Here is a 9,946-nt window from a genome sequence, read left to right as displayed (position 1 = left end):
GCAACAAAGAGACACAGACGACAAGTGGCCTAGAACCAGAAGTTTAGAAAACCGCAAAGTTGGCTGTTAGTTTGCATTATTTAATTTCTATGAGCAGTCAAATATTTATACTAAAGTCTTGCAGTCCCGACTAATGATGATTTATGTAAGACCGTAAGTCAGCTAGATTTGGGATGAGTTTGACTCTTTAAGCCCTCAATAAAGAAGTAAATACAAATGAAGTTCAGGGAAGATATTAATGCGTTACGAGCAATAGCCGTAGTTTCTGTCGTTTTGTTTCACTTTAATCATGAATGGCTTCCCGGCGGCTTCGCCGGTGTAGACGTTTTTTTTGTTATATCTGGCTTTTTGATGACAATGATTATTATTAAAGGCTTAGAAAAAGAGTCTTTCTCAATTTTATCGTTCTACAAAGCACGTGTTCGTCGGATAGTCCCTGCATTAGCTTTTCTCTGCTTTGTTCTAATGTTCTTAGGGCTATTTTTACTATCACCAATAGACTATTTAAACCTTGGAAAACACTCTGCTGCTAGTTTAACGTTTCTATCCAATATAGTTTACTGGACAGAATCCAATTACTTTAATCCTTCTTCAAATGAAAAGTGGCTTCTACATACGTGGAGCCTATCTGTTGAATGGCAATTTTATCTTATTTACCCAATTTTTTTAGCTGTATTGAGAAGATTCATTACCCTAAATCGATTAAAAGTTGTCATTGTGATTAGCACTATTTTAGCACTCCTTCTTTCAATTTTAGTGACGATGAAATCAAGTAGTGCGGCATACTTTTTGTTGCCAACAAGAGCATGGCAAATGCTAGCAGGTGGGTTGGCATTCCTATACCCAGTAAACCTTAAAGCGAACACCAAGAGCCCTATACAACTAATAGGTTTCGTCCTTATAGTAACCTCACTTTTTATTTATAATTCAGCTACACCTTGGCCTGGTTACGCATCGTTATTACCGATTATTGGTGCGTGTTTAGTCCTTATTTCAAACAACGGTGGGTCACTTTTAGTAAACAATAGACTTACCCATGCACTTGGAAAATGGTCTTACTCCATTTATCTTTGGCATTGGCCAATAATAGTTGCTGGGCACTATTTTGAACTAGGTGCTAATTGGTGGGGAGTTGGTTTGCCACTTTCTATTGTGCTCGGTGCCGTGAGCTTTAACTATGTTGAATCTAAATCCCTAAAAGATTATCGACTAGATAAGATAAAAGTAATTTTACGACCGATACCATTCGCTGTTATGACATCCATTTTAGGCCTTACTATTTTTTATACAAACGGACTTTTATCTCGTTTATCGCAAAAGGAACAATTTTTAGTCTTGTCTGCAATAGAAGCTAAAGACGACTGGTTTTACCCTAAGCCCAACATAGAAATTGAAGGTCTCGAAATACGGTTTATCAAGGGTAAGTCAAATAAGAATATATTAGTAATGGGCGCAAGTCATATTGAGCAAATCTACCCATATGTCGCTAGCCTTGATAATGAATATAATATCTATTTTCTAACGCAAAGCGGATGTTTTGTCACACCATCTATGAAGAATCCCAAGTGGGGATGTGGTGATCTTCAAAACTACCAAAAATTGCTCAATAAAATTAAGTTTGAGAAAGTGCTCACATCGTTTTACAGTTTTAACTCGTACTTACCCACTTCAAGTTCTAAAAGACAAACCGAAAAACTTATCAGGATCAAAGAGTATGATGATTTTTTGTTTAACTTGAAGAGTAATATTCCTGAAGTTTTTATGTTAACTGGCGAGCCCAAGGGGAAAGAATTTGATCCCGTTTTTGCATCTCGTAATAAGCTGCCTGATAGTATTTCAGAAGCTAAAGTCCGTTTGAATTATTCCGAACATAAAGATGCTTTAACTAAACTAAAAAACATTGACCATATAAACATTATTGACCCAATTTCCTACCTCTGTAAAAACAAACAGTGCAAAACAAGAGATGAAAAAAGGGGCTTCTTCTACCGGGACAATAACCATATGCGTCCATGGTATTCAATCGAAGCGAACTCATATCTCAATAATATCTTTCTAATGTAGAAGAATAATTGCAGTTACTTGTGGCCCATACCTCAAAATTCACAAAAAAGCTGAGCAATAATTGATTTAGCTCTTTGTGATTTTAATACGATTAACGAAGAGAACAACCATTAAAGTATGCGAAAGATGATGATAAAAAACAGACACGACTATCTACATTTCTTAGAGCAAGATAGATTGGCATTAAACGTAAAGCCAACAATTAAAAACTACTTAACCCATGATATTTGGCGATTTCAAGTAGCTTTAAGAAAATTAGTGTATAGAAAAAACACTACCAGAACTATGTTTGGCAAAATCTATGCTGTATGGCTACCGTTAAGAGTTCGAAAGCTAGGTCGTAATCTTGGATTTTCGATACCAGCCAATGCCTTTGGCCCGGGTTTATCAATCGCTCATGCGGGAACCATTGTAGTCAACGGAAAGTGTAAAATTGGTGCAAACTGCCGGATTCACGTATGCGTTAACATCGGAGGCAGTTTATCTAAAAAGGGGGGCAGCTCCTCATATTGGCGATGACTGCTATATAGGACCCGGCGCAAAAATATACGGCGACATAAAAATTGGCGATAACGTTGCAATTGGTGCCAACGCGGTAGTTAACAAGTCTTTTGAAAGCGATAGTACTGTCGGTGTTATACCAGCGAAGATTATTGCAGATAAAGGACTTTAAGATATTTTGAAGAACAAGCGAACGGAAATTAACTATTAGCTTTGTATAGAAAGACAATAATTGACCATAAACGTTTTTAACGTTTTCACTTAACAATGCAATGTTTTTTTAGAGGAACTAAGATAGTACATTAATGAATGTACTTGTATGGTCACGGCATTTATATTGCTTCCCAGTGAATAGTTTTGTTTCGGTAAGAAAGGATATCAGAAAGTATGGAAGTACAACTGCTAACGACAGTTTCCGTTGTAATCACAACACACAATCGCCCTGACTATTTGAAGGAGTCACTTGCTGCAGTATTAAAACAAACTGTTATGCCTAAAGAAGTGTTCGTCATTGATGATGGCTCTTCGGTTAGCTATGAAGAAGTGTTGTCACTTTTTCCGCGCGATCAATTTGAGTACATCAAAGTACCCGTAGCATCAGGTGCAAATGCTGCGCGTAATTTGGGTATTGCAAAATCTACGTCAGATATCATCGCGTTCTTAGATGACGATGACGTATGGGATGAAAACTATCTTGAACACCATATTGCAGCGCATCAGCACGCGGATGCAGTGACCTGTGGATATCGTTTTCTAGAAACGCCAGATAAAATTCACATCAACGAAACTGAAGTTATCACCACCGAAGTGATAAAGAAAGGCAATAAGTTTTGCGGAATGAGTGGTGTTACCTGCAAAGCTTCCCTAGCTAAAAAGCTAATGTTTGATGAAGAGCTAAAGAATAGCCAAGATTGGGACTTTTTCGTTCGTATTACTTTAGAAGATGCTATTTTTAAGAATATCCCTAAAGATATTTATTTTTACCGCAGAGGTCACGTTAGTATTTCTACCGAAGTAGCTAATATGCCACTGGAGAAAGTGTTTCCGAGACTAAAGGCATTTAAAAAGCACAAAACACTTTTAGGTAAAAAAGCTTATAATGACCGAGTTGCTAACCAAATTCTTAGCCAAATTGGCAAAAAAAATAACAAGCTAGGCTGGATTGGTTTATCTCTGAGTGAAGCCGGCTTAATGGCAACAGCTAAAGTATTGTTGGGGAAAAAAAAGTTCAAATTAAAATTGTAAAAGTAATATATTGTCGAAGACCCGAGATTCTAAACGATTAGAATCTCGGTGATTTCAGTCCTCTTTGAGGATTTAGCACGATTCGTGTTATTTGAAACTAGCCAGTCACTGGCGACATTTATCTCACCACATTCTTGCTTTTTATTCGCTCTAGCACCCACGAAACAATTATTACAGTAGCTAACGAGATAACAGCTAGGGAATAGTATATTAATGTAGTGTCTATAAAATTTACCCAGACACCTAATGATATGTAACAGCATGCCATACTCGTTACGAATGCCCCGAGAGACTGTCGTCCTACCAACGCAATTAAACGAAAAACGTACATATTAGTAAACGTTCGGAATACCGATAAAACACACATTATAGACAGCAAAGCTACGAAAAAGTGTATCATTCTAAGCGGACCTAATGAGCGCTTTTCAATCCACCACTCCCCCTTAATTGCAAGAAAATCGTAACGTTTCAAAGCATATGCTCCGATCAGAGCACAAGTACAAATGCCGCAAAAAAGTAGTAAGTTTTTGTCTACTTTTACAAATAAAGAAGATAAATACCTTTTTTTCCCAAAGAAAAGGCCCAGCATAAATGGGAGTTGATAGGCTAAAACGTTCAGCCCCCATTTTGCGTCATCAGTAGCTAGGTTAGTGAGTTTAAAAGCGGGAAAATATTGTGAGAGAGCATAAATCGCCATAATAATCGATAAAAATAACATTTCACTTCTGAACAACACTCGCACTAATATAGTTGTACTCAATAATAAAATCACATAAATAAACAATAGGTCCGTGAACTTTGGTACATAAGTGAAAGACGCGAATCTTATAAGACCGGAAAATAAGTTCTCTTTTAAAAACTGTAATTGAGTCAGTCTAAAAAAAACATCATTATCAAATAAAAAAGCAGCACTGAACAAAATTGCTAACAGTAAGAAGTTAACCTTATATAGATGCCAAGCTCTTCGCACTATTTTTTGATTAAAATCGGCCTTACCAAGATAAACGAGCCCTACCATATACCCCGACATAAAAAAGAAAATTTCAGCGGCTGAGGAATAACCGTAGTGCGTTAGTGTTGGAATTTTGATACCCACATCACCAACTTTATTTAACATTACAGTTATATGGTTTAAACAAATAGTAAAAATCGCATACCCACGGATCAAATCAATCCTATTATCTCTATCCAACATTAGGTACCACACATAATTATTATAAAAAATAGCGATTATTGTTGAAGGCTTTCTATTACGGTCGCATAGCGTTCAGCTACACTCTCCCAGCTAAAATCAGCGGCTTGCTCTATCGGCGCTTCAGCCCAGTCAGTTGATAATGCAGTGGCTATTGCTGCAGCATACTCTTTGACATTTTCAACGTCACAAACTACACCAGCCTCTCCTATTAACGTTCTGCGCATGGAATCATCGGTAGCGACAATAGGTAAACCACTGGCCATAGCTTCTAAGTAAACGCGACCAAAAGGCTCGTCTTCCGATGGTAAAGTGAAAGCATCAACTGAACGGTAAACGTTAGGAATGTCAGCAAATTCAACTTTAACTATCTTAAACCTATGTACTCCAAGTTTTTGAGTACAAAGGTCGTTAAAATACTGAACGTCAGGACCATCTCCACAGATAAGTAGCGAAACGTCTGTTAACTGGCTCACTGCCTCAATGGCTAAATGAATACGCTTATGGTTTTGCCTGTTTAGTGCACCAACAGTTAGTAACACTTGCCCCTGTAACCCATGCTCATACCTTTCGCCCTGGGGGCTGAATTTAGCTAAGTTTACGCCATTAGGTATTATTTCGACCCGTTGTTCAGGCTCTATAGAGTGAACATAATCTTTGGTTTCTTGGTTAAACACTACTAGGCAGTTGGGCTTAAACTTTAAATTGCGCCTTAACACCTTACCGTTCGATACCATCCCTGCTCTTTCGGTATAGAGGATAGGTGTTTTAAAAAGCTTCCTGATGACTGCCGCTACGGCCAAACCTCCGTAGTCGTTATTAGGATAAATAACGTCGCATCGCTTAAATATTAAATACGGCGTATAAGTTAGAAAGCTGGTTATCGACTCGATAAGCAACGATGGGTTAGAAACAAATCGCGTAAGCAACCAGTCAATGGTTTTGTTACGCTGCGCTTTTTTTACTTTTCCCCTAGGAATACACGGTATAACAACGCTATATTCGCTGCAATTTGATGAACTCAGTAACTTTACATCAAAAAATGATGCTAGGTGTTCTGCCATTTCATACGCACTTAGTTGAGATCCGCCGCTTGATGAAAACCCTGCTTCAGGGTGAATAACGGCTACTTTTTTCTTCATAAAATGTCCATTTTCGTGCTTAGAGGCAATTGCTCTTTCCCACATACTGTTCAAGTATACCAAATACATATGGTAGATTGTTTACGACATAACCGAGAGTTACTTGACCTATTTTATAGCAAGCAATTTAGGTTCCGCTTTTATCACTTTGATAAACATGTGTGCATTTAACGTTATTTAAAGCTGAAATAACATTTGTATGTAAAGAACCCTGTAAGCACCTTGCCACGCGATATTGTAAGCACTACCCTTTAGGTGTTACCCCAGTCTTTCTCTTCTTTTGCATTTTTCAATATATAGGGATATACCATGCACGCTGACAACCAAAAGCATCCTATCTTTTGTTTCATCATTGTTGTTTTGCTAACTTTTTTGTCTGTTTCTTGCGCCAGCCCGAACCAAGGCAGCAGCGATTACACCAAAGGCGGACAACCCGGAGATATTTTATATCGTTATATAAAAGCTAATACTAACGATAGCAATACTGTAGAGACGTTACTAACCGATTACAGCGGGCCCAAACGGTTAAAGCCTTTTGTGGAAAAATATGGAAATGAGTTAGCCAAGCTGTATACGCAACAAGTACTTTTTCCTTCCTCACCAACAAGTGAAAATGAAAAAAAAGCACTTTATGAAAATATAAACGCAAATCAAGCCTCTGCCTTATTCGCCTCATATCCAATAGATACCGCTAAATGGATGAAGATAATTTCAACGTACTCTGATTTAAGCAAAAGTGATATTTATGAGGCTGCGATTAGCGCCGGGCTAGACCCATCAATAACCTTTGCTGCATCAGCATCAGGATTTGAGGATACTGCTACCCCACTTATTAATTCAATAGGGTTAGTTATTTACGGCCAAGATGAAGGAAGTACTGCCACAGTTAAATTTAGGGCGGATGATGATACATATTGGCGTAAAGGGCTAGACTTAGCATGGGAACCTATCTACGGTTCGTTCGCTGGAAGCATAGTGTATCTAGAAGCAAACACTAGGTACAACATAGAAGTAACTATTACAGACGTATATGGGGATGTAGTTGAACATACTCTCCAAACGACTACGAAACCTAACACTCCACCAATCGACCCAAATAAAATATACTACCTTTCAGAAATTTACTCTGGCGGAAAGTTAGACCTGGAAGCGTTGAACATTGAAGGCAGCGCTAATGGCTACGCTAAAGTTATTGGTGATGGACCCATTATCGAAGCCGGTAATGACGTGCTCGCCGCGGTTAACATTGGTAACAATTCGTATGTGATGCTTGAAAACCTCACTGTTAAAGGCGGACGTCGTTACGGCATATTTGCTAAAAAGGCGCATCATATATGGATTAAAGGATGCAATGTATCGAAGTATGGTAGAGAAGCCGTTGATATTAGAGACGGTGTAGCCTATTCAAGTACTACCAACAACTCCCCTATCAACTATGACTCAGGTATCTACTTAGAAAGAAGCGGTTTAGCTGTAATTGAAGAATGTGATGTACATAGCCCTAACATAGGCGCAAATAGCTGGGCAGTAGGGCACCCTAAAGGTGCAAATGCGCTTCAAGTTTGGGCATATCATGACAGTGATAAATATAGAGGCGAATTTATTGTAAGAAACAATCGCTTTTATGGCACTCCTAATCATAGATTTAACGATGTGATTGAAGGGCGAAAAAACTTTGAACGGCGCGGCGGCTTCGTAAAGAATTCTGCAATTTATGGTAATTACCTAGCATATGCCAATGACGACCTTATAGAAATTGATGGCGGCCAACAAAACGTGTTGGTTTACGATAATGAGATGGAACAAGGCTATGCTGGCGTAAGCATAGCGCCCAATACGTTAGGACCTAGCTATATTTTTCACAACTACATACACAACTTGGGTGATGAAACAGGCAAAGAGTGGACTGCTATAAAAGCGGGAGGGCTAATTTCAAAACCAGCTGGTAGAACCTTTATTTTTGAAAACATTATTGATGTTGAACGCAATGGTATTGCAGCATCTCGAGTTAACAACGATTCTACATTTTGGGTTACCACGCAAAACAACATCATACTCACTAAAAAAACTGGATATTCAGTTGGGTACTGTATTTTTGATAAAGAAAAGTACTTAGGCAGCACAAGCACCAACGACCTTTGTTTTAATGAGAATTCAGGTGATGCAAGATACGAATTTAATATAGATAACGTTGTTGAGCACCCCTACTCCGATGATTTTTCATACATAGAGTCACTGCAAAGTTCACTCGAACCAACGCTATATGTATCAGAAGAATTTAAAATTCCTAACTTTTCATCGGAAGTATTCTTACTACCCGTTGAAGAACAGCCACCAACAGCATGGGAATTCAAAGCTAGCGAAATTGAGCACACTGGCTTTTCCAAACAGTATCGCTATGGAACCACTAGAATTACCGATGACAATACCGTAACTCTTACCGGCAACAACTGGCAGATGTTTCCTATTAGCTACACATTAACCGAAGACTCTGTACTAGAGTTAGAGCTTGAAGTAGAAGGTAACCCAGAGGTAGTTGGAATTGGCTTTGAAACAGATACTAAGCTGAATAGCTCTAGAGTGGTTAAATTTTATGGCAAACAGGCTTGGGGAGTGCGGGCAGAGAACTATTTTTCAGCAGCATCACCAATAATTAAATTTCCAATTGGTAAATACGTTACAGGGCGAGTTAATTACCTGATTCTAGTCTTAGATAACGACAATACTAAAAGTTCCTCCAATAGAGACGAGGCCATGTTTAAACAGGTCAGAATTTCGGAAAATTAAAGTTGTATTGTTTCTCAAGCACAATAACTCTTTTTAAACACTGTTAAATTAAATAAAACCTTTGGTATCATTCTTGCTGTGTACCAAATACTAGTTAAAAATTCTGGCACTCACAGCCTCTTACGGTTGAAGAGTGCAACCAGTTCTAATATTCGCCTCATCGTAGTCTTTTCAATGGAATGATATATATGATCAAAAATTTTTTTAAACCCAGCAAACACAAAGTTCACTTTCTTCATATCGGTAAAACCGGTGGCAGCGCTGTTAAATCGGTTTTAAAAGATTTTCCAGAAACTGATAGATTTAAGATTATACTCCACAGTCACGATACAACTGTGAGAGATATCCCAGTAGGTGAATCTATAATTTTTTTTCTTAGAGAGCCTATTTCAAGGTTTATTAGTGGTTTTTACAGTCGTAAACGAAAAGGACAACCTCGATACTATTCAGAATGGAGCGCTGAAGAAAAGACGGTTTTTGACAATTACTCTACTCCAAACGAAATGGCTTTATCTCTTCAAAATAAAGATGAAAAAGCAATCAAAGGTATGTTTTATGTTCAACACCTTATAAGATATCATTACTGGTTTGGTAGCTTAGAATATTTTAAATCGCGAATTGATGACGTTTTATATATAGGATTTCAAGAATCGCTACATGACGACTTTAAAAATATTATCAAATTGCTTGGTATATCAGATGATTTAGCTTTACCTACAAACGATATAGACGCCCACAGAAACCCGGAAAATATCGATAGAACGATAGAAGAACGTGCAAGAATCACTCTAAATGATTGGTATTATGAAGACACTATGTTTATTGAGCTCTGTAAAGATATCATGCATGAAAAATACGAAAATTCAGAGATTAAAAATCAAAAAAGTAGATAAGCGCCTCTGTCAGTTTATTTTACAAAATGAGCATTTCACACACAAAATTTAATCTACCCTTTTGATTAATAAACAAATTACCAATATGGCATAGAGAGTGCTTAATTTGTGATAGCGTAAAA

Annotated in this window: 7 protein-coding genes; 5 read left to right on the top strand and 2 right to left on the bottom strand. The window is 37.8% G+C overall.

From position 1 onward, the window contains the following. The first annotated feature begins 216 nt into the window (after positions 1 to 216). From AC27HD_RS12960 to AC27HD_RS12950, 3 genes are all read left to right on the top strand, one after another. Positions 217 to 2,064, top strand: coding sequence for an acyltransferase family protein (locus AC27HD_RS12960; RefSeq protein ID WP_487106371.1), 1,848 nt, complete (start codon positions 217 to 219; stop codon positions 2,062 to 2,064). Positions 2,065 to 2,500: 436 nt separating this feature from the next. Beyond that, positions 2,501 to 2,737: a DapH/DapD/GlmU-related protein gene (locus AC27HD_RS12955; RefSeq protein WP_487106369.1), complete on the top strand. Its 237-nt coding sequence runs from the start codon at positions 2,501 to 2,503 to the stop codon at positions 2,735 to 2,737. Between the two features lie 215 nt (positions 2,738 to 2,952). Beyond that, entirely contained in the window at positions 2,953 to 3,810 is an 858-nt protein-coding gene (locus AC27HD_RS12950) for a glycosyltransferase family 2 protein (RefSeq protein WP_487106367.1), read from the top strand. Positions 3,811 to 3,928: 118 nt separating this feature from the next. Here the strand turns inward: AC27HD_RS12950 and opgC are convergent, their stop codons facing one another. After that, positions 3,929 to 5,005 carry an OpgC domain-containing protein gene (opgC, locus tag AC27HD_RS12945; RefSeq protein WP_487106365.1) on the bottom strand — a complete coding sequence of 359 codons (1,077 nt, stop codon included), beginning with the start codon at positions 5,003 to 5,005 and terminating at the stop codon, positions 3,929 to 3,931. Positions 5,006 to 5,040: 35 nt separating this feature from the next. Next, positions 5,041 to 6,144 carry a glycosyltransferase gene (locus AC27HD_RS12940; RefSeq protein WP_487106363.1) on the bottom strand — a complete coding sequence of 368 codons (1,104 nt, stop codon included), beginning with the start codon at positions 6,142 to 6,144 and terminating at the stop codon, positions 5,041 to 5,043. A gap of 309 nt (positions 6,145 to 6,453) precedes the next feature. Between AC27HD_RS12940 and AC27HD_RS12935 the strand changes: the two genes are divergently transcribed. After that, the gene (locus AC27HD_RS12935) at positions 6,454 to 8,931 is read left to right on the top strand and encodes a right-handed parallel beta-helix repeat-containing protein (RefSeq protein WP_487106361.1); all 2,478 of its coding nucleotides are present in this window, start codon (positions 6,454 to 6,456) and stop codon (positions 8,929 to 8,931) included. 188 nt (positions 8,932 to 9,119) lie between these two features. Then, positions 9,120 to 9,824 (top strand): sulfotransferase family 2 domain-containing protein, encoded by a 705-nt coding sequence (locus tag AC27HD_RS12930; protein WP_487106359.1) that lies wholly within the window; start codon positions 9,120 to 9,122, stop codon positions 9,822 to 9,824. Positions 9,825 to 9,946 lie beyond the last annotated feature (122 nt).

The organism is Alteromonas sp. 4NS20-0143, assembly GCF_057542855.1.
This window is presented reverse-complemented; position numbering and strand designations above follow the sequence as displayed.